Annotated in this window: 19 protein-coding genes; 14 read left to right on the top strand and 5 right to left on the bottom strand. The window is 51.0% G+C overall.

Annotated features, from left to right (window positions below; genetic code table 11):
- Nucleotides 1-105: 105 nt before the first annotated feature.
- Genes dmsA through OGX99_RS23180 form a run of 3 tightly spaced genes read left to right on the top strand, consistent with a single transcriptional unit; the run spans nucleotide 106 to nucleotide 4043 of the window.
- A complete protein-coding gene (gene dmsA, locus OGX99_RS23190; protein ID WP_286545205.1) occupies nucleotides 106-2550 on the top strand; it encodes a dimethylsulfoxide reductase subunit A in 2445 nt (814 codons plus the stop codon).
- A gap of 10 nt (nucleotides 2551-2560) precedes the next feature.
- The gene (locus tag OGX99_RS23185) at nucleotides 2561-3178 is read left to right on the top strand and encodes a DMSO/selenate family reductase complex B subunit (RefSeq protein WP_151217916.1); all 618 of its coding nucleotides are present in this window, start codon (nucleotides 2561-2563) and stop codon (nucleotides 3176-3178) included.
- A gap of 1 nt (nucleotide 3179) precedes the next feature.
- On the top strand, nucleotides 3180-4043 hold the full coding sequence (locus OGX99_RS23180; RefSeq protein WP_187252723.1) for a dimethyl sulfoxide reductase anchor subunit family protein: 864 nt from the start codon (nucleotides 3180-3182) through the stop codon (nucleotides 4041-4043).
- Between the two features lie 29 nt (nucleotides 4044-4072).
- On the opposite strand, the gene ycaC is transcribed toward OGX99_RS23180, so the two are convergent.
- The gene (ycaC, locus tag OGX99_RS23175; RefSeq protein ID WP_016152433.1) at nucleotides 4073-4699 is read right to left on the bottom strand and encodes an isochorismate family cysteine hydrolase YcaC; all 627 of its coding nucleotides are present in this window, start codon (nucleotides 4697-4699) and stop codon (nucleotides 4073-4075) included.
- A gap of 385 nt (nucleotides 4700-5084) precedes the next feature.
- Between ycaC and OGX99_RS23170 the strand changes: the two genes are divergently transcribed.
- Nucleotides 5085-6233 (top strand): MFS transporter, encoded by a 1149-nt coding sequence (locus OGX99_RS23170; RefSeq protein WP_187259766.1) that lies wholly within the window; start codon nucleotides 5085-5087, stop codon nucleotides 6231-6233.
- Nucleotides 6234-6447: 214 nt separating this feature from the next.
- Nucleotides 6448-7869, top strand: a complete 1422-nt coding sequence (locus tag OGX99_RS23165) for an amino acid permease (protein ID WP_151217918.1) — start codon at nucleotides 6448-6450, stop codon at nucleotides 7867-7869.
- Between the two features lie 43 nt (nucleotides 7870-7912).
- On the opposite strand, the gene pflA is transcribed toward OGX99_RS23165, so the two are convergent.
- The 4 genes from pflA to ycaO form a co-directional block, all read right to left on the bottom strand.
- The gene (pflA, locus tag OGX99_RS23160; protein ID WP_003035751.1) at nucleotides 7913-8653 is read right to left on the bottom strand and encodes a pyruvate formate lyase 1-activating protein; all 741 of its coding nucleotides are present in this window, start codon (nucleotides 8651-8653) and stop codon (nucleotides 7913-7915) included.
- Nucleotides 8654-8838: 185 nt separating this feature from the next.
- Complete coding sequence (gene pflB / locus OGX99_RS23155) at nucleotides 8839-11121, bottom strand: formate C-acetyltransferase (protein ID WP_003035753.1); 2283 nt, start codon at nucleotides 11119-11121, stop codon at nucleotides 8839-8841.
- A gap of 59 nt (nucleotides 11122-11180) precedes the next feature.
- Nucleotides 11181-12038, bottom strand: a complete 858-nt coding sequence (gene focA / locus OGX99_RS23150) for a formate transporter FocA (protein ID WP_003035756.1) — start codon at nucleotides 12036-12038, stop codon at nucleotides 11181-11183.
- 406 nt (nucleotides 12039-12444) lie between these two features.
- Complete coding sequence (gene ycaO / locus OGX99_RS23145; protein WP_187252722.1) at nucleotides 12445-14205, bottom strand: 30S ribosomal protein S12 methylthiotransferase accessory factor YcaO; 1761 nt, start codon at nucleotides 14203-14205, stop codon at nucleotides 12445-12447.
- Nucleotides 14206-14341: 136 nt separating this feature from the next.
- On the opposite strand from ycaO, the gene OGX99_RS23140 reads away from it, so the two are divergent.
- The 9 genes from OGX99_RS23140 to lpxK all read left to right on the top strand — a co-directional run bounded on the left by OGX99_RS23140 (nucleotide 14342) and on the right by lpxK (nucleotide 26003).
- Nucleotides 14342-15034: a DUF421 domain-containing protein gene (locus OGX99_RS23140; RefSeq protein ID WP_151225128.1), complete on the top strand. Its 693-nt coding sequence runs from the start codon at nucleotides 14342-14344 to the stop codon at nucleotides 15032-15034.
- A gap of 212 nt (nucleotides 15035-15246) precedes the next feature.
- The gene (gene serC / locus OGX99_RS23135) at nucleotides 15247-16335 is read left to right on the top strand and encodes a 3-phosphoserine/phosphohydroxythreonine transaminase (protein ID WP_151217919.1); all 1089 of its coding nucleotides are present in this window, start codon (nucleotides 15247-15249) and stop codon (nucleotides 16333-16335) included.
- Nucleotides 16336-16403: 68 nt separating this feature from the next.
- Nucleotides 16404-17687, top strand: a complete 1284-nt coding sequence (gene aroA / locus OGX99_RS23130; protein WP_286545198.1) for a 3-phosphoshikimate 1-carboxyvinyltransferase — start codon at nucleotides 16404-16406, stop codon at nucleotides 17685-17687.
- Nucleotides 17688-17858: 171 nt separating this feature from the next.
- Nucleotides 17859-18542: a (d)CMP kinase gene (gene cmk / locus OGX99_RS23125; protein WP_005123561.1), complete on the top strand. Its 684-nt coding sequence runs from the start codon at nucleotides 17859-17861 to the stop codon at nucleotides 18540-18542.
- Nucleotides 18543-18655: 113 nt separating this feature from the next.
- Complete coding sequence (rpsA, locus tag OGX99_RS23120) at nucleotides 18656-20329, top strand: 30S ribosomal protein S1 (protein WP_003035776.1); 1674 nt, start codon at nucleotides 18656-18658, stop codon at nucleotides 20327-20329.
- 159 nt (nucleotides 20330-20488) lie between these two features.
- On the top strand, nucleotides 20489-20773 hold the full coding sequence (gene ihfB / locus OGX99_RS23115; protein ID WP_003035780.1) for an integration host factor subunit beta: 285 nt from the start codon (nucleotides 20489-20491) through the stop codon (nucleotides 20771-20773).
- Between the two features lie 206 nt (nucleotides 20774-20979).
- Complete coding sequence (locus OGX99_RS23110; RefSeq protein WP_286545197.1) at nucleotides 20980-23244, top strand: ComEC family protein; 2265 nt, start codon at nucleotides 20980-20982, stop codon at nucleotides 23242-23244.
- A gap of 36 nt (nucleotides 23245-23280) precedes the next feature.
- Nucleotides 23281-25029, top strand: coding sequence for a lipid A ABC transporter ATP-binding protein/permease MsbA (gene msbA / locus OGX99_RS23105; protein ID WP_252838063.1), 1749 nt, complete (start codon nucleotides 23281-23283; stop codon nucleotides 25027-25029).
- Nucleotides 25026-26003 (top strand): tetraacyldisaccharide 4'-kinase, encoded by a 978-nt coding sequence (gene lpxK, locus OGX99_RS23100; RefSeq protein WP_151217922.1) that lies wholly within the window; start codon nucleotides 25026-25028, stop codon nucleotides 26001-26003. The genes msbA and lpxK overlap by 4 nt, the downstream gene beginning before the upstream one ends.
- The last annotated feature ends 2 nt before the right edge of the window (nucleotides 26004-26005 follow it).

Here is a 26005-nt window from a genome sequence, read left to right as displayed (position 1 = left end):
GCAAATTCATTACCTACCTGTCTGTATATCGATAGTAACGTTATATAAAAATCTATACAACGAATATTTGCCTTTTGTTTATTGTGAGCAGCAGAGTGAGCCACTATGAAAACTAAGATCCCCGATGCCGTACTGGCAGCTGAGGTTAGTCGCCGCGGTCTGGTGAAAACGACGGCGATAGGCGGGCTGGCGGTGGCCAGTAGCGCGTTTACCCTGCCATTTACCCGTATTGCAAATGCCGCAGAGGCCCTTAATCCAAAACAGATTAATGAGAAAGTGATCTGGAGCGCGTGTACGGTGAACTGTGGTAGCCGCTGCCCGCTGCGTATGCATGTGGTAGACGGTGAAATAAAGTATGTCGAAACCGACAACACCGGTGATGACAACTATGATGGTCTGCACCAGGTACGCGCCTGTCTGCGTGGGCGCTCCATGCGTCGTCGCGTCTATAATCCCGATCGTCTGAAATATCCGATGAAACGCGTCGGTAAGCGCGGTGAAGGTAAGTTTGAGCGTATCAGCTGGGATGAAGCCTACGAAATCATTGCCAGTAATATGCAGCGTCTTATTAGAGACTACGGCAACGAGTCTATCTATCTGAACTACGGTACCGGTACGCTGGGGGGCACCATGACGCGCTCCTGGCCGCCGGGCAAAACGCTGGTGGCACGGTTGATGAACTGCTGCGGCGGTTACCTGAACCACTACGGGGATTACTCTTCTGCGCAGATCGCTGCCGGGTTGAACTATACCTATGGCGGTTGGGCAGACGGCAACAGCCCGTCCGACATTGAAAACAGCAAGCTGGTGGTCCTGTTTGGTAATAACCCTGGTGAAACGCGTATGAGCGGGGGCGGGGTAACCTATTACCTTGAACAGGCGCGACAGAAATCCAATGCTCGTATGATTATTATCGATCCCCGCTACACGGATACCGGCGCGGGCCGAGAAGATGAATGGATCCCGATCCGTCCAGGCACCGATGCGGCGCTGGTTAATGGTCTGGCGTATGTCCTGATCACCGAAAACATGGTTGATCAACCGTTCCTCGACAAATACTGCGTGGGTTACGACGAGAAAACCTTACCGGCCGACGCGCCTAAGAACGGTCACTATAAGGCATATATTCTTGGGCAGGGCAAAGATGGTATTGCCAAGACGCCTGAGTGGGCGGCGCAGATTACTGGCATTCCCGCTGAACGTATTGTCAAACTGGCTCGTGAAATTGGTAGCGCAAAACCGGCATACATTAGTCAGGGGTGGGGGCCGCAGCGTCACGCCAATGGTGAAATAGCGACTCGCGCTATTTCTATGCTGGCTATCCTGACCGGTAACGTTGGCATCAACGGCGGCAATAGCGGGGCACGTGAAGGCTCATACAGTTTGCCGTTTGAGCGTATGCCTACGTTGGAAAACCCTGTAGAAACCAGCATCTCGATGTTTATGTGGACGGACGCGATTGAGCGAGGCCCGGAGATGACGGCCCTGCGTGACGGTGTGCGCGGCAAAGACAAGCTTGATGTTCCCATTAAGATGATCTGGAACTATGCTGGTAACTGTTTGATTAACCAGCACTCTGATATCAACCGTACGCATGAAATCCTGCAGGATGAGAAGAAGTGCGAGATGATCGTCGTCATCGACTGTCATATGACTTCCTCGGCTAAATATGCGGATATTTTACTACCGGACTGCACTGCCTCCGAACAGATGGACTTCGCGCTGGATGCCTCATGCGGGAATATGTCCTATGTGATTTTCACCGACCAGGCAATCAAACCACGCTTCGAATGCAAGACTATCTACCAGATGACCAGTGAACTGGCGAAACGCCTTGGCGTTGAGCAGCAGTTTACAGAAGGTCGAACTCAGGAAGAGTGGATGCGTCATCTCTACGAGCAGTCACGCAAAGCGATTCCTGAACTGCCAACGTTTGAAGAATTCCGTAAGCAAGGGATCTTTAAACAGCGCGACCCACAAGGGCATCACGTCGCGTACAAAGCGTTCCGCGAAGATCCTAACGCTAATCCGTTGACCACCCCGTCAGGTAAGATCGAAATTTATTCGCAACAGCTTGCCGAGATTGCGGCAACCTGGGAACTGCCGGAAGGTGATGTGATCGATCCGTTGCCGATTTATACCCCTGGATTTGAAAGCCTGAACGATCCGTTGGTGGAGAAATTCCCTCTGCAACTGACCGGCTTCCATTACAAGTCTCGTGTCCATTCGACCTATGGCAACGTGGATGTTCTAAAAGCATCCTGCCGTCAGGAAATGTGGATCAACCCTATGGATGCGCAGCGACGCGGCATTAACAACGGCGACAAGGTGCGTATCTTTAACGATCGTGGTGAAGTGCATATCGAGGCGAAAGTGACGCCGCGTATGATGCCTGGTGTGGTGGCATTAGGCGAAGGCGCCTGGTATGACCCGGATGCAAAACGCGTGGATCAGGGCGGTTGCATTAACGTCCTGACAACTCAGCGTCCGTCTCCTCTCGCGAAGGGGAACCCGTCACACACGAACCTTGTTCAGGTTGAAAAGGCGTAAGGAGTAACCGATGACAACCCAGTATGGATTTTTTATTGATTCCAGCCGTTGCACCGGTTGCAAAACCTGCGAACTGGCCTGCAAAGATTTCAAAAATTTAACCCCGGAGGTCAGCTTCCGCCGCATTTATGAGTATGCAGGCGGTGACTGGCAGGAGGACAACGGCGTCTGGCATCAGAATGTCTTTGCCTATTACCTCTCCATTGCCTGTAACCACTGTGAGGATCCGGCCTGTACCAAGGTATGTCCGAGCGGCGCGATGCACAAACGTGAAGATGGTTTTGTCGTTGTCGATGAAGACGTGTGCATTGGCTGTCGGTATTGCCACATGGCCTGTCCTTACGGTGCGCCGCAGTACAATGCTGAAAAAGGGCATATGACAAAATGTGACGGCTGCCATGAGCGTGTCGCTGAAGGCAAGAAACCTATCTGTGTCGAATCCTGCCCGTTGCGTGCGCTGGATTTTGGCCCGATTGAAGAGCTGCGCAAAAAGCATGGTTCCCTGGCTGCGGTTGCGCCACTGCCGGGTGCGCACTTTACCAAACCAAGTATTGTCATCAAACCTAACGCCAATAGCCGCCCGACCGGGGATACCACAGGTTATCTGGCTAATCCGAAGGAGGTGTAAGATGGGAAGTGGATGGCATGAATGGCCGCTGATGATCTTCACGGTCTTCGGACAGTGTGTGGTTGGTGGCTTTATTGTTCTGGCGCTGGCGCTGATGAAAGGGGACTTACGTCCTGAAACGCAGCAGCGCGTGATCGCCTGCATGTTTGGACTGTGGGTATTGATGGGTATTGGCTTTATTGCTTCTATGCTTCATCTGGGCTCGCCGATGCGCGCCTTTAACTCACTCAATCGTGTAGGGTCTTCGGCGTTGAGTAACGAAATTGCCAGCGGCTCCATCTTCTTTGCCGTTGGTGGTATCGGCTGGCTGCTGGCCACGTTGAAAAAAATGTCGCCCGCGTTACGCAATCTGTGGTTAGTTGTCACCATGGTACTGGGCGTGATTTTTGTCTGGATGATGGTACGTGTGTATAACACTATCGACACTGTGCCGACCTGGTACAGCGTCTGGACACCGTTGGGCTTCTTCCTGACGATGTTTATGGGCGGTCCGCTGCTGGGGTATCTGTTACTGAGAATTGCCGGTGTTGACGGTTGGGCGATGCGCTTGCTGCCGGCTATCTCAGTGCTTGCACTGGTGGTGAGCGCCATCATGTCAGTAATGCAGGGGGCTGAACTGGCGACGATCCACAGTTCGATTCAGCAGGCGTCTGCGCTGGTTCCGGATTACGGATCGCTCATGGCGTGGCGGATTGTGGCGCTGGCATTAGCGCTGTGCTGCTGGATTGTACCGCAAGTGAAGGGTTACCAGCCTGCAGTTCCGTTGCTTTCCGTCGCATTTATTCTGTTGCTTGTTGGAGAGTTAATAGGTCGTGGCGTGTTCTACGGCCTGCATATGACCGTTGGTATGGCGGTAGCGAGCTAAATGATAAACCGGGGCTTAGCCCCGGTTTTTTACTTCTGTTTCGTTAACGTGTCGTAGCTGGTCATCAGATTGCGATAATCGGGGATGTGGTTAGAGAACAACGTTGCCAGCCCCTCGATATCGTTGCGCCAGTCGCGGTGCAGCTCGCATGCGACGCCAAACCACGTCATCAGTTGAGCACCGGCCTGCGACATCCGATCCCATGCTGAATGGCGGGTAATTTCATTAAATGTGCCTGAGGCATCGGTGACAACAAAGACGTCAAAACCTTCTTCAATAGCCGAGAGCGCAGGGAAGGCAACGCAAACTTCCGTCACGACGCCGGCGATAATCAGCTGTTTTTTGCCGGTCGCTTTCACCGCTTTCACGAAATCTTCATTATCCCACGCGTTAATGTTTCCGGGGCGAGCAATATAGGGCGCGTCGGGAAATTGCGCTTTTAGCTCCGGCACCAGCGGCCCATTGGGTCCGGTCTCAAAACTGGTTGTCAGAATGGTCGGGAGTTTGAAGTATTTTGCTAAGTCACCGAGGGCAAGCACGTTATTTTTAAATTTATCGGGATCGATATCCCGAACCAGAGAGAGCAGGCCAGCCTGATGGTCGACCAGCAGTACTGCCGCATTATCTTTATCAAGTCTCACGTAAGGTTTAGTCATGATATTTCTCCTGTTCAGCATCAGTGGGGAAAATTTGATGAGTTTAAGTCTACAGAGAGAGCGAAATTTGGATTAGATAGGTAAAAAGGAACTCACAGTTCTATTTTGAGGACAATGCAGGTTTGCATCCCGCATAGAGTTTAGTAAGAAATAAAAGCACGGGGAGTCCATGAAATTTTTCGACTGAACGGAACGCGAGATTTTTGTTTTAGATCAATAAAAACAAGCAGATGTGTTTTTGAGCTTTTTATCTATTCACATTAAGAATCAGTAATGCAAATCGATCGGCCAGAAAGCGCCACAGCCCTCTGATTACGCCGATTGACAATGTTTTTGGCAGTGGCATGATGCGCATGAAATTTGAACTTCCTCACGGTTTTTATTCATGTCCACCTATACTCGTCCCGTCATGCTGCTGCTGTGCGGGCTGCTTCTGTTGACCCTGGCGATCGCCGTGTTAAACACGCTCGTCCCGCTTTGGCTCGCCCATGAAAACCTGCCCACCTGGCAGGTAGGCGTGGTGAGCTCGTCTTACTTTACCGGTAATCTGGTAGGGACGTTGTTGACCGGGTATTTAATCAAACACCTTGGCTTTAATCGCAGCTATTACATCGCCTCGTTTATTTTTGCTGCGGGTTGTGTCGGGTTGGGGATTATGGTGGGATTCTGGAGCTGGATGACCTGGCGCTTTATCGCCGGTGTTGGCTGCGCCATGATTTGGGTGGTGGTGGAAAGCGCGCTGATGTGCAGCGGGACTTCGCGTAATCGCGGACGTTTACTTGCCGCCTATATGATGATCTATTATGTGGGGACGTTTTTAGGCCAGCTGCTGGTGAGTAAAGTATCCACGGAATTGATGAACGTCCTGCCGTGGGTGACAGGGACTATCCTGGCTGGTGTTTTGCCACTGCTCTTTACTCGCATTGCCAATCAGCAGGGTGATGAGCAGAAGTCCACACCTATTGTCTCCATGCTGAAACTGCGACAGGCGCGCCTGGGCGTGAATGGCTGTATCATTTCCGGGATTGTGCTGGGGTCTTTGTATGGCCTGATGCCGCTGTATCTCAACCATCAGGGAGTGAGCAACGCCAGTATTGGCTTCTGGATGGCTGTTCTGGTTAGTGCCGGAATTCTGGGACAGTGGCCGATTGGCCGCCTGGCGGATAAGCTGGGACGCCTGTTGGTTTTACGCGTCCAGGTTTTCGTGGTCATCGTTGGCAGTATCGCCATGCTAAATCAGGCGGCGATGGCGCCCGCATTGTTTATGTTGGGTGCTGCAGGTTTTACCCTCTATCCGGTGGCGATGGCCTGGGCCTGTGAAAAGGTGGAACATCATCAGCTGGTCGCCATGAATCAGGCATTGTTATTAAGCTATACCGTGGGCAGCCTGCTTGGTCCTTCATTTACCGCGATGCTGATGCAAAATTATTCAGATAGCTTGCTGTTTATCATGATCGCCAGCGTATCGTTTATTTATTTACTGATGCTGTTACGTAAAACGGGCCATACGCCCAATTCTATTGCGCATGTTTGATCTGATTTAACACAAACCGACCAGGTTCCCATACATATTGTTTATGTATGCTTTATGTGGACCTGGTATTATTTAATCGCACGCATCTGTCCTGAAAATAAAGTGTGCAGAAGGTTATAGTTTTACATCCCGCCGTTTCCGCTCGTTCATTTTAACGCGCATAATCCCACGCCTTATATATTAATACTCAAAAAGCTTCTACGAAGGATCGCGTATGGCTGGTGTGCAGGAAAAACAATTGCGATGGTACAACATCGCATTGATGTCGTTTATCACCGTTTGGGGTTTTGGCAACGTTGTTAACAACTATGCTAATCAGGGACTGGTTGTTGTCTCCTCATGGATATTTATTTTTGCGCTCTATTTTATTCCCTATGCGCTGATTGTTGGACAACTTGGTTCTACCTTTAAAGATGGGAAAGGCGGGGTCAGTACCTGGATTAAGCACACGATGGGGCCAGGCCTTGCCTATCTTGCTGCATGGACCTATTGGGTCGTGCATATTCCTTATCTGGCGCAAAAGCCGCAGGCCATTCTGATTGCGCTGGGATGGGCGCTAAAAGGCGATGGGTCACTGATAAAAGAGTATACCGTTGTGGCCCTGCAAGGACTGACGCTGGCGCTATTTGTCTTTTTCATGTGGGTTGCGTCCCGTGGTATGAAATCACTGAAAATTGTGGGCTCAGTGGCGGGCATCGCGATGTTCGTGATGTCTATTCTGTATGTCGTGATGGCGGTAACTGCTCCGGCGATCACCGATGTGCAGATAGCAACAACCAATATCACATGGGAATCGTTCATCCCGCATATCGATTTTACCTATATTACCACGATCTCAATGCTGGTCTTTGCCGTTGGCGGCGCCGAGAAAATATCACCTTACGTTAATCAGACACGTAATCCGGGCAAAGAATTTCCGAAAGGGATGCTCGTCCTGGCGGTGATGGTGGCAGTGTGTGCGATCCTCGGGTCGCTGGCCATGGGGATGATGTTTGACTCCCGGCATATTCCTGATGATCTCATGACCAATGGTCAATATTACGCCTTCCAGAAATTGGGCGAGTATTATGGTATGGGTAACTCGCTGATGGTTATTTACGCTATTGCCAACACATTAGGACAGATCGCGGCATTAGTATTTTCTATTGATGCACCGCTTAAAGTTCTGCTGGGCGATGCGGATCGTAAATATATTCCGGAAAGCCTGTGTAAAACCAATGCCTCGGGGACACCGGTCAATGGTTATATTCTGACGCTGGTGCTGGTAGCGATTTTGATTATGTTGCCAACCCTGGGGATTGGCGACATGAACAATCTCTACAAGTGGTTGCTAAATCTCAATTCAGTCGTGATGCCATTGCGTTATCTATGGGTGTTTGTGGCGTTTATTGCTGTTATTCGCCTGGCGCAGAAGTATAAGCCGGAATATGTCTTTATCCGGAATCGATCGCTGGCGATGACGGTGGGGATCTGGTGCTTCGCTTTTACCGCATTTGCTTGTCTGACCGGGATCTTCCCGAAAATGGAAGCCTTTACCCCTGAGTGGACATTCCAGCTCACGCTGAATATCGTGACGCCGTTTGTGCTGGTAGGATTGGGGTTGATTTTCCCGCTACTGGCGAGAAGAGGGCGCTAAGGTAGAGTCTGGTGGGTAACGGGTCCGTTACCCACCATAAATATCAATACATCACTTTATGTCCATATTGCTCGAGAATGCCTTTCACGCGCTCCATGGTCTCTTTCTTCGGCGGCTTAACGCCGTCCAGCTTGTACTCTTCACCCATCGCCACCCATTTGTGCTTGCCCAGTTCGTGGTAAGGCAGCAGCTCGATTTTTTCGACGTTGCCCATATCGCGGGTAAACTCGCCCAGGCGGTGTGCGGAATCGTCATCGTCAGACCAGCCAGGCACGACTACGTAGCGGATCCAAACCTTGATATCTTTGTTAGACAAATAGCGAGCGAACTCCAGCGTACGATGGTTAGATACGCCTACCAGATTCTGATGGATTTCATCGTTCATCTGTTTGAGATCGAGCATTACCAGGTCGGTGACTTCCAGCAGTTCATCAATCACCGGATCGTAGCGGCGAACAAAACCGTTGGTATCCAGACAGGTATGAATGCCTTCTTTTTTACAGGCGCGGAACCAGTCACGTACGAATTCAGCTTGCAGGATAGCCTCACCGCCGGACGCTGTCACACCGCCGCCGGAAGCGTTCATAAAGTGGCGATAGGTCACGACCTCTTTCATTAATTCATCGACGGTGACTTCTTTACCGCCGTGCGTATCCCATGTGTCGCGGTTGTGGCAATACAGGCAGCGCATCAGGCAGCCCTGGAAAAAGGTAATAAAACGGATGCCCGGGCCATCAACAGTGCCACAGGATTCAAAGGAGTGAATGCGACCAATAACTGACATTGCGGTGTTTCTCCAGGTGTGGCCCATCCGGGGCCAGTGTTAGTGCACAGTTATTAACTGTGTCGAGTCTGTTTTGGCTGATATCCATAAGTATAGATAGCTGACAAAGCAGGCTATTAAAAAGGCCCCACTTACGTGGAGCCTTTATTGTACGCTTTTTAAAGTACGATTTCAGTCAAAACCAATTACATGGTCTGAGTGAAGGTACGAGTAATAACGTCCTGCTGCTGTTCTTTAGTCAGGGAGTTAAAACGTACTGCGTAGCCAGAAACACGGATGGTCAGCTGCGGATATTTTTCCGGATGTTCCATCGCATCCAGCAGCATTTCACGGTTCATGACGTTCACGTTCAGGTGCTGACCACCTTCGATGGATGCTTCGTGGTGGAAGTAGCCATCCATCAGACCAGCCAGGTTGGTCTTACGAACTTCGTCGTCTTTACCCAGTGCGTTCGGAACGATAGAGAAGGTGTAAGAGATACCATCTTTAGCGTATGCAAACGGCAGTTTAGCAACGGAGGTCAGAGAGGCAACAGCACCTTTCTGGTCACGACCGTGCATTGGGTTAGCACCCGGTCCGAATGGCGCGCCAGCACGACGACCGTCTGGGGTGTTACCCGTTTTCTTACCATAAACCACGTTAGAGGTGATGGTCAGAACAGACTGAGTCGGGATAGCGTTACGATAAGTAGTCAGTTTCTGAATTTTCTTCATGAAACGTTCTACCAGATCAACCGCCATGTCATCAACGCGAGAGTCGTTGTTACCAAACTGCGGGTATTCGCCTTCGATTTCGAAGTCGATAGCCAGACCGTCTTCGTCACGAATCGGCTTAACTTTCGCATATTTGATTGCAGACAGGGAGTCAGCAGCGACGGACAGACCAGCGATACCACACGCCATGGTGCGGATAACGTCACGGTCATGCAGTGCCATCAGAGAGGCTTCGTAGCTGTACTTGTCGTGCATGTAATGGATAACGTTCAGTGCGGTGACGTACTGTTTAGCCAGCCAGTCCATGAAGTGATCCATGCGGTCCATCACTTCGTCGAAGTTCAGAACGTCGCCTTTGATCGGTTCAGATTTAGGACCAACCTGCATTTTCAGTTTTTCATCAACGCCGCCGTTGATTGCGTACAGCATGGTTTTCGCCAGGTTTGCACGCGCACCGAAGAACTGCATTTGTTTACCAACAACCATCGGGCTTACGCAGCAAGCGATAGCGTAATCGTCGTTGTTGAAGTCCGGACGCATCAGGTCATCGTTCTCGTACTGCAGAGAAGAGGTGTCGATGGACACTTTAGCGGCGAATTTCTTGAAGTTCAGAGGCAGTTTTTCAGACCACAGAACGGTGATGTTCGGCTCCGGAGAAGGACCCATGGTGTACAGGGTGTTCAGGAAGCGGAAGCTGTTTTTGGTAACCAGAGTACGGCCATCAACGCCCATACCACCGATAGATTCAGTTGCCCAGATTGGGTCACCGGAGAACAGTTCATCGTATTCTGGGGTACGCAGGAAGCGAACCATACGCAGTTTCATGACCAGGTGGTCAATCATTTCCTGAGCGTCTTGTTCGGTGATTTTGCCTGCTTTCAGATCGCGTTCGATGTAAGCATCCAGGAAGGTGGATACGCGACCGAAGGACATTGCTGCGCCGTTCTGAGATTTAACCGCGGCCAGGTAGCCGAAGTAAGTCCACTGGATAGCTTCCTGAGCGTTGGTAGCCGGACCAGAGATATCGCAGCCATATTTAGCAGCCATTTCTTTGATCTGACCCAGTGCGCGGTGCTGTTCAGCGATTTCTTCACGCAGACGGATAGTTGCTTCCAGGTTTACGCCGTTTTCCAGATCGGACTGCAGAGAGACGAACTGAGCGTATTTGTCTTTCATCAGGTAGTCGATACCGTACAGCGCAACGCGACGGTAGTCACCGATGATACGGCCACGGCCATACGCATCTGGCAGACCAGTCAGAACACCGGATTTACGGCAGTTCAGAATGTCTTTGGTGTAAACATCGAATACGCCCTGGTTGTGGGTTTTGCGGTATTCGGTGAAGATTTTTTTCAGCATCGGGTCCAGTTCGCGGTTGTACGCTTTGCAGGAACCTTCAACCATTTTGATGCCGCCAAACGGAATGATCGCACGTTTCAGCGGAGCTTCAGTCTGCAGACCAACAATTTTCTCGAGCGCTTTGTTGATGTAGCCAGCGTCGTGAGAAGTGATGGTAGAAGCAACGGAGGTGTCAAAGTCAACAGGCGCGTGAGTGCGGTTTTCCTGTTTAACGCCTTCCATCACGCTGTCCCACAGTGCAGTGGTCGCATCAGTTGCGCCAGCCAGGAAGGACTCGTCACCCTCATATGGAGTGTAGTTTTTCTGAATGAAGTCACGTACGTTTACTTCATTCTGCCAGTCACCTTTGGTAAAACCTTCCCAGGCTGTGGCTAACTTTTCATTAAGCTCGGACATGTAACACCTACCTTCTTAAGTGGATTTTTTATTTACTGCGTGTAATGGGCATCATCAGATTAATGATGATCGTTACCACGCAGATAAATGACCCAGTATGTCAACCCGACCAACAAACCGCCGCCGATAATGTTACCGATCGTAACCGGAATCAGGTTATCGGTGATGAAATTCATCACGGTCAGGTGAGAAAAATTCTCCGGAGAAGACCCAACAGCGGTCCAGAATTCCGGGGTGGCGAAATCGCGTATTACAATACCCATAGGGATCATAAACATGTTTGCGATACTGTGCTCAAAACCGCTGGCAACAAACATTGCGACCGGTAATACCATGATAAACGCTTTGTCCATCAGGCTGCGGCCAGAGTAGCTCATCCATACCGCCAGGCACACCATCAGGTTAGCAAGGATGCCAAGGCTTACTGCCTCAACAAAAGTATGGTGCACTTTGTGGTCGGCTGTTTGCAGGACGTTGAGCCCCCACGCGCCGTTGGCGGTCATGTATTCGCCGGAAAGCCACATCAGTAGCACGAAGAGCAAGCAACCCACCAGGTTACCGACATACACGTTAAGCCAGTTTTTAGCCAATTGGCCCCAGGTAATACGACCACTGGCTTTTGCTACGACAATCAATACGGTTGAGGTGAAGAGGTCTGCGCCGCAGACAACGCAAAGAATCAGCCCCAGGGAAAAGCAGATACCACCTACTAATTTTGCCATGCCGAAAGGCATAGTTCCGGTACCGGTTGTTGCGGTGATATAGAAAACAAAGGCAATTGAAATGAATACACCGGCAGTAATTGCCAGATAGAACGTCTTAAGCGGATGTTTCGTTGCTTTATAGACGCCTGCTTCTTCGGCAACTTTGGCCATTGCAGCAGGAAGAATAAGATCAAAAGGGTTGTCAGCTTTCACACTAACTCTCTCTTTATTAAGTCGGCGACGAGATACTAACAAAGCATTATAGATGAGAATTTGATATAGATCATATCTCGCCTGGCTTATAGGCCCGTAAGACGCATGGTTTTTATGCGATTACGGAGTAACTTGTTGATTATCCACATAAAAATAAATTTTAAAAATTATAAAGTGAGTTGAATTTTTTCTTTTTGTCTCCTGTTAGACGGTTAATTAAAATGGAGTAATTGAGATAAAAAACTGCATTAATACGCTAATTTTTTTAATATCAACTACTAATATTTAACCTTGTTTTTACATTTATTTTCCGATTTGACCAAAATAAAAAAAACAGGGCGCTCAAAGCGCCCCGTAATATATCCCAGACAAAACTTTTAGCCTACTTAGCGCAGGCTGACTGTCATTATTTTGACCAATGTGCCGCTTTCGCGCGCTGTAGTTTTTCATAGGCTTTCAGCAGAGACTGATGCGCCGGGAAAGCCTGCAGATCGCTATCAACGGTTTGCAACCCGTAGAATGGCGCTTCGCCACTCAATGCTGCACTTGCCGCTTCAACCGCCTCGGCACCGTACATGCGGACAAACGCATTCAGATATTGCAGCGGCTGACGATCTTCTTCCTGAGAGAGCAGAAGCAGCGTTTGCAGACAGCGGTAGTAGTTGGCACGTTCAGCGCTAAAGACGGAGGCATTGAATTCCATCGTCCATTCTGTCCAGACCAGCGCCTGCTCCAGGTCGCCACCGGCCAGCGCCAGCATCACTTTTAGCTCGCCAATACGCAGGGTGTACCAACCGTTATCCGCGCCGGTTGCCAGACCAAGTAGTTCGCGTACGCGGGTGAAGTCGTCAAAGCCTTCTTCATCCAGTTGTTCGATCAGGTTGAGATAGTCTTCTTTATCCCATTCACTTCCCGGCAGAGAGAGGATGGTGTCACGCAGATGGGCGCCCATGGCGTTGTTGGCTAACCACAGATCTTCAGCCGGGTAGATGTCAGACATTCCCGGAACAATAATGCGGCAGGCGTAAACGCTCAGATGCTCATAGTCGGCGATATACACTTCTTTATCTTCAGCATTGAAGATAGCCATCAGGGTGGCGAACTCTTCTTCCGTGGTGCCAGAGAAATTCCAGTCAACGAACGGATAGTCGGCATCCTGCTTGAACAGATCCCATGAAATCAGACCGCTGGAATCAATGAAGTGGGTTTCAAGGTTAGTGTGTTCAGCCACTTCTTCGTCGTCAAAAGTCGGTGGGGTGAAGACATCAAGGTCTTTCAGACCACGGCCCTGCAACAGTTCAGTGACGGTACGCTCCAGTGCTACGCCGAAATCCGGGTGCGCGCCGAAGGAGGCAAAGCAGGTACCGTTCGCCGGGTTGAACAGGACAACGCAAATCACCGGATACTTGCCGCCCAGCGAGCCATCGTAGGCGAAAATTGGGAAACCTTCCGCTTCCAGTTTGGCGATGGACTCCACCACAGCCGGATAGCGCGCCATGACTTCGGCCGGGATTTCCGGCAGGCTGATGCTTTCCGCAATAATGCGGTTCTTCACATGACGCTCAAAGACTTCAGACAGGCCCTGAACGCGAGCTTCGTTTCGCGTGTTACCCGCAGACATGCCGTTAGAAACATACAGATTGCCGATAATATTCATCGGTATATAGACGGTCTGGTTATCAGACTGGCGGGTAAACGGCAGACCGCAGACGCCACGTTCTTCATTACCGGACTGTAGATCGATAAGCATGCTGCCAGTCAGTTCGTTTTCTGGATCGTAAAACGCTCGCAGTCGTGCATCCAGCAGACCTTCTGGTACATCGTCGTTTTCAGTCAGCGGGAACCATTTTTCGTTCGGGTAATGCACGAACGGACCGTTGGCGATGGTTTCACCCAGCCAGAAATCCGCAAAGAAGTAGTTAGTCGACAGACGCTCAAAGTATTCGCCCAACGCGGAAGCCAGTGCCGCTTTTTTTGTCGCGCCTTTCCCGTTGGTAAAGCACAACGCGCATTCTTTGTCGCGAATATGTACAGACCAGACGTTAGGGACGGGATTCAACCACGAGGCTTCCTCAATTTGAAAACCAAGGTCGAGCAATTTTTGCTGGAAGCGAGCGATGGAGTCTTCCAGAGCGGCATCTTTGCCGGGGATAAATGTTTGCGTCATGAAAATCACTTTTGTCGTACGGAAAGCGCGCAATGATACGGGTTTTCAATGAACGGCGCTATCGTCGCCGGATTCCAGGCGTAAATAAAAGCATTAGCTATGCTTTCTTACAGCCAACCACGTTTAGAGCATATTAATGAAAGCATTCGATTTACACCGTATGGCGCTTGATAAAGTGCCGATGGATTTTCTGGGCGAAGTTGCTTTGCGCAGCCTCTATACCTTTATATTGGTTTTTCTGTTTTTAAAAATCACCGGACGTCGCGGCGTACGTCAGATGTCGCTTTTTGAAGTCCTGATCATCCTTACGCTGGGTTCCGCAGCGGGAGACGTGGCGTTTTATGATGATGTTCCAATGCTGCCGGTGCTGGTGGTCTTTATTACCCTTGCAGTGCTGTACCGGTTGGTAATGTGGTTGATGGCACACAGCGAAAAAATGGAGGATTTGCTGGAGGGGAAGCCTGTTGTGATCATTGAAGATGGTGAGCTGGCATGGTCAAAGCTCAATAGCGCCAATATGACGGAATTCGAGTTCTTTATGGAATTGCGTTTGAACGGCGTAGAGCAATTAGGACAGGTGAAACTGGCCATTCTGGAAACGAACGGGCAAATCAGCGTCTATTTCTATGCCAATGAAGATGTAAAGCCGGGACTCAGTATTCTGCCAAAACGCTGTACGCAACGCTTTAAGATAATGCCTGAAGCTGGGGACTATGCCTGCATACGTTGCAGTGAAGTGGTGCAAATGAATGCCGGCGATCATCAATTATGCCCGCGCTGTGCAAATCCAGAATGGTCGAAGGCCAGTCGGGCAAAACGGGTTACCTGACAGCGAAAATCTCGGTTTTTACCCGTCAATCCGATAGATTCTGTTGTGTGACCAACGACACATTTTTACCCTGGTCATTTTTACCCATTGCGGCGCGTGTCACTGAATGATAAAACCGATATCCACAGGAATAACTTATACCAATATCTGTCACCGGATTATCGTCAATGACAGGATGTTGATTGGACAACAACACAACGTGGTGAGGGGAAATGGCTCAGGTCTTCAATTTTAGTTCAGGTCCGGCAATGCTACCGGCAGAAGTACTTAAACTGGCTCAACAGGATCTTCGCGACTGGAACGGTCTTGGCACGTCGGTGATGGAAATTAGCCACCGTGGCAAAGAATTCATTCAAGTCGCAGAGGAAGCAGAGCAGGATTTTCGCGATCTTCTCAGTATCCCCTCCAACTATAAAGTGTTGTTCTGCCATGGCGGTGGCCGTGGGCAATTCGCGGGTATCCCGTTAAATATTCTGGGTGACAAAACCACGGCGGATTACGTGGATGCTGGGTATTGGGCCGCCAGTGCAATTAAAGAAGCGAAGAAGTACTGTACGCCAAACGTTATCGACGCCAAAGTCACCGTTGACGGACTGCGTGCCGTTAAGCCGATGAGTGAATGGCAGCTTTCTGACAATGCGGCGTACTTGCACTATTGCCCGAATGAAACCATCGATGGCATTGCGATCGATGAAACGCCGAATTTTGCCAGCGACGTGGTGGTTACGGCGGATCTGTCCTCGACCATTCTTTCCGCACCGATTGACGTAAGCCGCTATGGCGTAATTTATGCCGGAGCGCAGAAAAACATTGGCCCGGCGGGGCTGACGATTGTCATCGTGCGTGAAGATTTGCTGGGTAAGGCCCATGTGTCTTGCCCGTCAATCCTCGATTATACCGTGCTGAATGACAACGACTCCATGTTTAATACGCCGCCAACTTTTGCCTGGTATCTGTCTGGCCTGGTCTTTAAATGGCTGAAAGAGCAGGGCGGTGTTAACGCGATGGATAAAATTAACCAGCAAAAAGCGGAACTGCTGTATGGCGTAATCGATAACAGCGATTTCTACCGTAATGACGTGGCGAAATCGAACCGTTCTCGCATGAACGTCCCGTTCCAGTTGGCTGATAGCACGCTGGATAAACTCTTCCTGGAAGAGTCTTTCGCTGCGGGCCTGCATGCGCTGAAAGGGCATCGTGTGGTCGGCGGTATGCGCGCGTCCATCTACAATGCAATGCCGCTGGAAGGTGTAAAAGCGCTGACCGATTTCATGGTCGATTTCGAGCGTCGCCGCGGTTAATCAGCTTTATTTTCATCCCCACAGCCAACCTGTGGGGTTTTTATGTCTGTTTTTGAGAGTCGAGTTTCATGGAATCCCTGACGTTACAACCCATTGCGCGGGTGGATGGCACCATCAATCTGCCTGGATCCAAAAGTGTTTCTAACCGCGCTTTGCTGCTGGCTGCATTAGCAAATGGCACCACTGTTCTGACCAACCTGTTGGACAGCGATGATGTCCGCCATATGCTTAATGCTCTGAATGCGTTAGGGATTATCTATACCCTTTCAGCCGATCGCACGCGTTGCGAGATAATCGGTAATGGCGGTGCGCTGCATGCAGAAGGTGCTGTGGAGCTGTTCCTTGGCAATGCCGGAACCGCAATGCGCCCGCTGGCCGCAGCGCTGTGCCTGGGCAACAATGACATCGTGCTCACGGGCGAACCGCGCATGAAAGAGCGCCCGATTGGTCATTTGGTTGATGCGCTACGCCAGGGCGGAGCCAACATTGAATACCTGGAGCAGGAAAACTATCCGCCTTTACGTCTGCGCGGTGGTTTCACCGGAGGACAGGTTGAGGTTGACGGCAGCGTATCCAGCCAGTTCCTCACGGCATTGCTGATGACTGCGCCGCTGGCGCGGCAGGACACGACGATCGTCATTAAAGGCGAGCTGGTATCCAAACCTTACATTGATATCACACTGAACCTGATGAAAACGTTTGGTGTTGAAATTGAGAATCAGAACTACCAGCGCTTTGTCGTGCAGGGTCAGCAGCAGTATCAGTCGCCGGGTGCATATCTGGTTGAAGGTGATGCTTCATCAGCTTCCTATTTTCTCGCGGCAGGCGCTATTAAAGGCGGTACGGTAAAAGTCACCGGGATTGGCCGCAACAGTATGCAGGGTGATATTCGCTTCGCTGATGTACTGGAAAAAATGGGGGCGAAAATCACCTGGGGTGATGACTTTATTGCCTGTACTCACGGTGAGCTGAATGCAGTAGATATGGATATGAACCATATTCCCGATGCGGCGATGACCATTGCCACGGCTGCGTTGTTCGCTAAAGGCATCACGACCTTACGTAATATCTACAACTGGCGCGTCAAAGAGACCGACCGCCTGTTCGCGATGGCGACCGAGTTGCGTAAAGTGGGGGCGACGGTGGAAGAGGGCGAGGACTATATTCGCGTTACACCGCCAGCGACGTTACAGTTTGCAGATATCGCGACCTACAACGATCACCGCATGGCGATGTGTTTCTCGCTGGTGGCGTTGTCTGACACGCCGGTAACCATTCTGGACCCTAAATGTACTGCCAAAACCTTCCCGGATTATTTCGAACAGCTGGCGCGTATTAGTACACCTGTCTGATTTTATTGCCGCACCCTTGGGTGCGGCACATTCCGTCATCTCCGGCTGTCTATTTATTCTACACTCAGCTTCAATGATTCTGCATTTTTCACACAAAGATAACGATCGTTGTCGTTGGCGCGTATAATGCGCGGCGTTCACGTTAACGTATGCCCGTTTAAGGAGAAAAAGATGACGGCAATTGCCCCGGTTATTACCATTGATGGCCCAAGCGGTGCAGGAAAAGGCACCTTGTGCAAGGCAATGGCGGAAGCATTGCAGTGGCATCTGTTAGATTCAGGCGCGATCTACCGCGTACTGGCGCTCGCAGCGTTGCATCACCATGTTGATGTCACTTCTGAAGATGCTCTGGTACCGCTTGCCTCACACCTGGATGTGCGTTTTATCTCAACGGACGGCAACCTGGAAGTCATTCTGGAAGGCGAAGATGTTAGCGGCGAAATCCGCACCCAGGAAGTGGCGAATGCCGCCTCTCAGGTCGCTGCGTTTCCTCGCGTGCGCGAAGCGCTGTTACGCCGTCAACGCGCATTTCGTGAAGCGCCCGGCCTGATTGCCGACGGGCGTGACATGGGAACCGTGGTGTTCCCGGATGCTCCGGTGAAAATTTTTCTGGACGCCTCCTCGCAAGAACGTGCGCACAGACGTATGCTACAGTTGCAGGAAAAGGGCTTTAGTGTTAACTTTGAACGCCTTTTGGCCGAGATCGAAGAACGCGATTACCGCGATCGTAATCGTGCTGTAGCGCCGCTTGTTCCCGCTGCTGATGCTTTAGTTTTGGATTCAACCCGATTAAGCATTGAGCAAGTGATTGAAAAAGCGTTACAATACGCGCGCCAAAAACTGGCTCTCGCTTAAGTGCGACCGAATTTGCAGTACCCCCGTTGCAATGGATTGACAGCGGGTATGTTAAACAACCCCATCCGGCACGGAGCCAGGTGGACGTTAAATATGAAACCTGAAGATTAAACATGACTGAATCTTTTGCTCAACTGTTTGAAGAATCCTTAAAAGAAATCGAAACCCGTCCGGGTTCCATCGTTCGTGGTGTTGTTGTTGCTATCGACAAAGACGTAGTACTGGTTGACGCTGGTCTGAAATCTGAGTCCGCCATTCCGGCAGAGCAGTTCAAAAACGCCCAGGGCGAGCTGGAAATCCAGGTTGGTGACGAAGTTGACGTTGCTCTGGATGCAGTAGAAGACGGCTTCGGTGAAACCCTGCTGTCCCGTGAAAAAGCTAAACGTCACGAAGCTTGGATCACGCTGGAAAAAGCTTACGAAGAAGCTGCAACCGTTACTGGTGTTATCAATGGCAAAGTCAAGGGTGGCTTCACTGTTGAGCTGAATGGTATTCGCGCGTTCCTGCCGGGTTCTCTGGTAGACGTTCGTCCGGTCCGCGACACGCTGCACCTGGAAGGCAAAGAGCTTGAATTCAAAGTAATCAAGCTGGATCAGAAGCGTAACAACGTTGTTGTTTCCCGTCGTGCCGTTATCGAATCCGAAAACAGCGCAGAACGCGATCAGCTGCTGGAAAACCTGCAGGAAGGCATGGAAGTTAAAGGTATCGTTAAGAACCTCACTGACTACGGTGCATTCGTTGATCTGGGTGGCGTTGACGGCCTGCTGCACATCACCGACATGGCATGGAAACGCGTTAAGCATCCGAGCGAAATCGTAAACGTTGGCGACGAAATCACTGTTAAAGTGCTGAAGTTCGACCGCGAGCGTACTCGTGTATCTCTGGGCCTGAAACAGCTGGGCGAAGATCCATGGGTAGCTATCGCTAAGCGTTATCCGGAAGGTACCAAACTGACTGGTCGCGTGACCAACCTGACCGACTACGGCTGCTTCGTTGAAATCGAAGAAGGCGTTGAAGGCCTGGTTCACGTTTCCGAAATGGATTGGACCAACAAAAACATCCACCCGTCCAAAGTTGTTAACGTTGGCGACGTAGTGGAAGTTATGGTTCTGGATATCGACGAAGAACGTCGTCGTATCTCCCTGGGTCTGAAGCAGTGCAAAAACAACCCGTGGCAGCAGTTCGCGGAAACCCACAACAAGGGCGACCGTGTTGAAGGTAAAATCAAGTCTATCACTGACTTCGGTATCTTCATCGGCCTGGACGGCGGCATCGACGGCCTGGTTCACCTGTCTGACATCTCCTGGAACGTTGCAGGCGAAGAAGCAGTTCGTGAATACAAAAAAGGCGACGAAATCGCAGCCGTTGTTCTGCAGGTTGACGCAGAGCGTGAGCGTATCTCTCTGGGCGTTAAACAACTCGCAGAAGATCCGTTCAACAACTGGGTTGCACTGAACAAGAAAGGCGCAATCGTAAACGGTAAAGTCACTGCAGTTGACGCTAAAGGCGCAACCGTAGAACTGGCTGACGGCGTTGAAGGTTACCTGCGCGCTTCTGAAGCTTCCCGTGACCGCGTTGAAGATGCAACTCTGGTTCTGAGCGTAGGCGACGACGTTGAAGCGAAATTCACCGGCGTTGATCGTAAGAACCGTGCAATCAGCCTGTCTGTTCGTGCTAAAGACGAAGCTGATGAGAAAGATGCAATCGCAACTGTTAACAAACAGGAAGATGCTAACTTCTCTAACAACGCAATGGCTGAAGCTTTCAAAGCAGCTAAAGGCGAGTAATATCGAGTGCTCTAAATCCTTTGTGCTGTTAACAGCACAAAGGGTGACGAGTAGCTTGACAGATTACAGGATTCGTCCTGTAATCAATGACAAAGGGCGGCTACGGTCGCCCTTAATCAATGCAGCAGCTAATTATGCCTTTAAGGAACCGGAGGAATCATGACCAAGTCAGAATTGATTGAAAGACTTGCAACCCAGCAACCTCATATTCCCGCGAAAGCGGTTGAAGATGCAGTTAAAGAGATGCTGGAACATATGGCCTCGACTCTTGCGCAGGGCGAGCGTATTGAAATCCGCGGTTTCGGCAGCTTCTCTTTGCATTACCGCGCACCACGCACCGGACGTAATCCGAAGACCGGCGATAAAGTGGACCTGGAAGGAAAATACGTTCCGCACTTTAAACCAGGTAAAGAACTGCGCGATCGCGCCAATATTTACGGTTAAGTTTTTAGCGAAACTTAACGCCGAGAAAAGCACCCGCATGGGTGCTTTTTTCATTTCTGTTTGCTAATTCCGGAATCCTCATCCCAGTTAATTTGTACGTTACTTCCGCCGCTAAATGTCAGCGGAACGCACGCCGTATAACGATAAATTGTTGCCAGACAACTGTCGAAGAGTGCTGCACACTCCCTGCTACAGGGAGGTAATTGATGAAAATAACAACGGTTAGTACGTGCGCATTATTCGGCATTCTCCCGCTTATATTATTACCCGTGCTGCCAGGCATGCTGTGCATCAGCGTTGTATTTTGTCTGGCGTGTGTACTCTGTCTTTTTTCCTGTAGGCATTTGCGTTTTGCCGGAATAACCCTACTGTTCTTTCTTTGGGGCATCCTGGCAGCAAAAGATGCTCTGTGGGCTGGTAATACGCTCCCTGCGAAAACCCAGCAAGCTGTTGTGCGGATAACCGGAACTGACAATATGACGACGCACTATGGTCAGATTACGCATCTGCAGGGGAAACGCCTCTTTCCCTCCGTCGGAATTATCCTGTATGGACAGTACTTACCTGGTGACGTTTGTGCGGGTCAGACATGGGCGATGACGCTGAAGGTCCGTGCCGTACACGGCCAATTGAACGAGGGAGGATTTGATAGCCAGCGTTATGCGTTGGCGCAGCACCAACCCTTGACGGGACGATTTTCGCAGGCCTCGGTTATCACACCACAATGTAGCCTGCGAGCGCAGTATCTTGCCTCGTTGAAAACCACGCTTGCTGATTTCTCCTGGCAGCAGGTCATACTGGGGCTGGGAATGGGGGAGCGCTTGTCCGTGTCGCAAGAGGTGAAATACATTATGCGTGATACCGGCACGGCGCATTTGATGGCGATTTCCGGGCTGCATATTGCATTTGCCGCCCTTCTGGCTGCAGGAATAATTCGCGCGGGCCAATTTTTCATGCCAACCAGGTGGATTTGCTGGCAGATTCCGTTAGTAGGGGGGATCGTCTGTGCAACATTCTATGCCTGGCTAACGGGGTTGCAACCCCCGGCATTACGGACGGTTGTTGCGCTGCTGGTCTGGGGGGCGCTAAAACTCAGCGGCAGGCAGTGGAATGGATGGTCGGTGTGGATCTGTTGTCTGGCAGCCATTCTGGTGGTAGATCCTGTCGCCGTTCTTTCACAAAGTCTGTGGTTGTCTGCTTTTGCCGTTGCAGCGCTGCTGTTCTGGTATCAATGGGTTCCTGCGCCAAATTGGCCGTTATCGTTCGTTGGACGTCAATTCCTGGCGCTTGCTCATCTGCAACTGGGCATTACGCTTCTGCTTCTGCCGGTGCAAATCGCGATGTTCCACGGTTTCAGTCTGACCTCTTTTCTGGCGAATTTGTTTGCCGTACCGCTGGTCACGTTTATTGCCGTACCCTTGATATTAGCAGGCATGATCGTGCATTTAACCGGGCTGGTGATGGTTGAATCGGGCCTGTGGTTTTTAGCCGATCGCTCTCTGGCGCTGCTGTTTTGGGGACTCAGGAGCCTGCCTGAAGGGTGGACCAATATTGATGCACGTTGGCAAGGGTTTGCATTTTTACCCGGGCTGACGATCATCGCATGGCGACTAAATATCTTGCGTACGCTACCGGTGGTCTGTTTCACGGTGCTGATTATATTGAGTGGGCCATTCTGGCGTACCTCACGTACTGATGTGTGGCAAGTGCATATGCTGGATGTCGGGCAGGGGCTGGCGATGGTGATTGAGCGTAATGGGAAAGCGCTGCTTTATGATACAGGTCTGGCATGGCCTGAAGGTGATAGCGCGCAACAGCTGATTATTCCCTGGTTACGCTGGCACAATCTGGAGCCGGAAGGGGTAATTTTAAGCCATGAGCATATGGATCACCGGGGCGGGTTAGGCTCGCTGCAGAAAGCCTGGCCGTCGCTATGGATAAGAAGTCCGCTAGGTTGGGAAGGGCATCTGCCCTGTTTTCGCGGGGAAAGTTGGCGATGGCAAGGATTAACCTTTAGTGCGCACTGGCCGGTGCGTGGCAATACAGATGTAGGGAATAACCACTCTTGCGTGGTTAAAGTTGATGATGGGTATCAGAGTATTCTGCTGACCGGCGATATTGAGTCTCCCGCTGAACAAAAAATGCTAAGTCACTACTGGCAGCATCTGCAGTCTACGGTGGTGCAGGTTCCACATCATGGCAGCAATACCTCATCATCACTGGCGTTGATTCAGCGGGTCGGCGGACAGGCTGCGTTAGCCTCAGCATCCCGTTACAATGCCTGGCGTCTACCGTCCTGGAAGGTGAAACAGCGTTATCAACAACAAAATTATCAATGGCTGGATACACCACATCAGGGGCAGATCACGCTGGATTTCTATCAAAACAACTGGCGAATACACAGGTTGCGGGATCAGATTTTACCTCGTTGGTATCATCAGTGGTTTGGCGTGTCGGAGGATAACGGGTAGAATATGCGGCTATTCTAACAAATGCCGGTTTTTTGAATGCATAACGATAAAGATCTCTCTACGTGGCAGACGTTTCGCCGACTATGGCCAACCATAGCGCCTTTTAAATCGGGTCTGATCGTGGCGGGTATAGCGTTAGTCCTTAACGCGGCCAGCGATACCTTCATGTTATCGCTCCTTAAGCCATTACTGGATGATGGTTTTGGTAAAACCGATCGCTCAGTGCTGCTGTGGATGCCGCTGGTGGTCATTGGACTGATGATAGTTCGTGGCTTAACCAGCTATGTCTCCAGCTACTGTATCTCATGGGTGTCAGGCAAAGTGGTTATGACCATGCGCCGCCGCCTCTTTGGTCACATGATGGGCATGCCGGTCTCCTTCTTTGATAAGCAGTCTACAGGTACGCTGCTGTCACGTATTACCTATGATTCAGAGCAGGTCGCGTCATCATCTTCTGGCGCGCTAATCACCGTGGTACGTGAAGGTGCCTCGATTATTGGCCTGTTTATCATGATGTTCTATTACAGCTGGCAGCTGTCATTGATCCTGATTGTGCTGGCGCCAATTGTGTCAGTGGCAATCCGAGTGGTTTCCAAGCGCTTTCGTAACATCAGTAAAAACATGCAAAACACCATGGGGCAGGTTACGACCAGTGCGGAGCAGATGCTGAAAGGCCACAAAGAAGTTTTGATTTTTGGTGGCCAGGAAGTCGAAACCAAGCGCTTTGATAAAGTCAGCAACAAGATGCGTCTGCAGGGGATGAAGATGGTTTCTGCCTCTTCTATCTCTGACCCTATCATCCAGCTGATTGCGTCTTTGGCGCTGGCCTTCGTGTTATATGCGGCCAGCTTCCCAAGCGTAATGGAAAACCTGACGGCAGGGACAATTACCGTTGTCTTCTCCTCAATGATCGCGCTGATGCGTCCGTTAAAATCGCTGACTAACGTCAACGCGCAGTTCCAGCGCGGTATGGCAGCATGCCAGACTTTATTTACTATTCTGGATAGCGAACAGGAAAAAGATGAAGGTAAACGCGTTATCGAACGTGCGACCGGCGATCTCGAGTTCCGCAACGTGACTTTCACCTATCCGGGACGTGAAGTACCGGCTCTGCGTAACATCAACCTGAATATTCCCGCGGGTAAAACCGTTGCTCTGGTTGGCCGTTCGGGCTCAGGAAAATCCACCATCGCCAGCCTGATTACGCGCTTCTACGATATTGATGAAGGGCAGATTCTGATGGACGGACACGATCTGCGCGAATATACCCTGGCGTCCCTGCGCGATCAGGTCGCGTTGGTTTCGCAGAATGTGCATCTGTTTAACGATACCGTCGCCAACAACATCGCCTACGCGCGTACCGATATGTACAGTCGCGAGCAGATCGAAAAAGCGGCACAGATGGCCTACGCCATGGATTTCATCAATAAGATGGATAATGGGCTGGATACGGTGATTGGCGAAAACGGCGTCCTGCTTTCCGGTGGCCAGCGCCAGCGCATCGCTATCGCCCGCGCCTTGTTGCGTGACAGCCCGATTCTGATCCTTGATGAAGCAACGTCGGCTCTCGATACCGAATCCGAACGCGCGATTCAGGCTGCTCTGGATGAACTTCAGAAAAACCGTACTTCCCTGGTGATTGCTCACCGTCTTTCTACCATTGAACAAGCGGACGAAATCATCGTGGTGGAAGACGGTATTATTGTTGAACGTGGAACCCATAGCGAGCTGATTGAGCAGCGCGGGGTCTATGCGCAATTACACAAAATGCAATTCGGCCAATGATCGCACGAATCTGGTCTGGTGAGTCGCCACTGTGGCGGCTGTTACTTCCACTCTCCTGGCTGTATGGCCTGGTGAGTGGCGGGATCCGCCTATGCTACAAGCTTGGGCTGAAACGCGCATGGCGCGCGCCAGTACCGGTTGTGGTGGTCGGAAACCTTACAGCCGGCGGCAATGGCAAAACACCGGTGGTAATTTGGCTGGTTGAACAACTGCAGCAACGCGGGATTCGCGTGGGCGTAGTGTCGCGTGGTTACGGTGGGAAAGCGGCTGCTTACCCGTTGTTATTGACTGCAGAGACCACCACCGCAGAAGCGGGTGATGAACCGGTGCTGATAGCCCAACGTACCGGCGTGCCGGTAGCGGTATCCCCGGTAAGATCGGATGCGGTAAAAGCCATTTTGGCCCATCACGACGTGCAGATCATTGTGACGGACGATGGTCTACAGCATTATCGTCTGGCGCGGGATGTTGAAATCGTGGTTATTGATGGTGAACGTCGGTTTGGCAATGGCTGGTGGCTTCCCGCAGGCCCAATGCGGGAACGCGCAGGTCGCCTTAAATCGGTAGATGCGACTATTGTGAACGGTGGAGTTGCGCAGCCAGGGGAAATCCCGATGCGACTTGAACCTGGACTGGCGGTTAATTTACGCACGGGCGAACGCCGCGATGTGGCGCTCCTGCCCAATATTGTCGCTATGGCGGGCATCGGCCATCCACCGCGTTTTTTCGCCACACTGGAAGCGTGTGGGGCCAGAGTGCAAAAATGTATCGCGCTGGCAGACCATCAGTCTCTGACCTACAGTGAGGTCAGCGCGCTTGCCAACCCCGGACAAACGCTGGTGATGACGGAAAAAGATGCGGTTAAATGTCGTGCATTTGCTGATGAAAACTGGTGGTATTTACCGGTTGACGCTCATTTGTCAGGCGACCGGCCTGACGTGTTGCTGGATAGCTTAATCTCGCTGACTCGCTAACG

Source organism: Citrobacter sp. Cu096 (assembly GCF_030332285.1).
GTDB lineage: Bacteria > Pseudomonadota > Gammaproteobacteria > Enterobacterales > Enterobacteriaceae > Citrobacter > Citrobacter meridianamericanus.
The sequence above is the reverse complement of the archived record's forward strand: the minus strand, read 5'-3'. Positions and strand labels throughout refer to the sequence as shown.

Bases quoted from the DNA above. Each gene is read 5' to 3' on its own strand.
- dmsA (WP_286545205.1), top strand. From the start codon at position 106: ATGAAAACTAAGATCCCCGATGCCGTACTGGCAGCTGAGGTTAGTCGC.
- OGX99_RS23185 (WP_151217916.1), top strand. From the start codon at position 2,561: ATGACAACCCAGTATGGATTTTTTATTGATTCCAGCCGTTGCACCGGT.
- OGX99_RS23180 (WP_187252723.1), top strand. From the start codon at position 3,180: ATGGGAAGTGGATGGCATGAATGGCCGCTGATGATCTTCACGGTCTTC.
- ycaC (WP_016152433.1), bottom strand. From the start codon at position 4,699: ATGACTAAACCTTACGTGAGACTTGATAAAGATAATGCGGCAGTACTG.
- OGX99_RS23170 (WP_187259766.1), top strand. From the start codon at position 5,085: ATGTCCACCTATACTCGTCCCGTCATGCTGCTGCTGTGCGGGCTGCTT.
- OGX99_RS23165 (WP_151217918.1), top strand. From the start codon at position 6,448: ATGGCTGGTGTGCAGGAAAAACAATTGCGATGGTACAACATCGCATTG.
- pflA (WP_003035751.1), bottom strand. From the start codon at position 8,653: ATGTCAGTTATTGGTCGCATTCACTCCTTTGAATCCTGTGGCACTGTT.
- pflB (WP_003035753.1), bottom strand. From the start codon at position 11,121: ATGTCCGAGCTTAATGAAAAGTTAGCCACAGCCTGGGAAGGTTTTACC.
- ycaO (WP_187252722.1), bottom strand. From the start codon at position 14,205: ATGACGCAAACATTTATCCCCGGCAAAGATGCCGCTCTGGAAGACTCC.
- OGX99_RS23140 (WP_151225128.1), top strand. From the start codon at position 14,342: ATGAAAGCATTCGATTTACACCGTATGGCGCTTGATAAAGTGCCGATG.
- serC (WP_151217919.1), top strand. From the start codon at position 15,247: ATGGCTCAGGTCTTCAATTTTAGTTCAGGTCCGGCAATGCTACCGGCA.
- aroA (WP_286545198.1), top strand. From the start codon at position 16,404: ATGGAATCCCTGACGTTACAACCCATTGCGCGGGTGGATGGCACCATC.
- cmk (WP_005123561.1), top strand. From the start codon at position 17,859: ATGACGGCAATTGCCCCGGTTATTACCATTGATGGCCCAAGCGGTGCA.
- rpsA (WP_003035776.1), top strand. From the start codon at position 18,656: ATGACTGAATCTTTTGCTCAACTGTTTGAAGAATCCTTAAAAGAAATC.
- ihfB (WP_003035780.1), top strand. From the start codon at position 20,489: ATGACCAAGTCAGAATTGATTGAAAGACTTGCAACCCAGCAACCTCAT.
- OGX99_RS23110 (WP_286545197.1), top strand. From the start codon at position 20,980: ATGAAAATAACAACGGTTAGTACGTGCGCATTATTCGGCATTCTCCCG.
- msbA (WP_252838063.1), top strand. From the start codon at position 23,281: ATGCATAACGATAAAGATCTCTCTACGTGGCAGACGTTTCGCCGACTA.
- lpxK (WP_151217922.1), top strand. From the start codon at position 25,026: ATGATCGCACGAATCTGGTCTGGTGAGTCGCCACTGTGGCGGCTGTTA.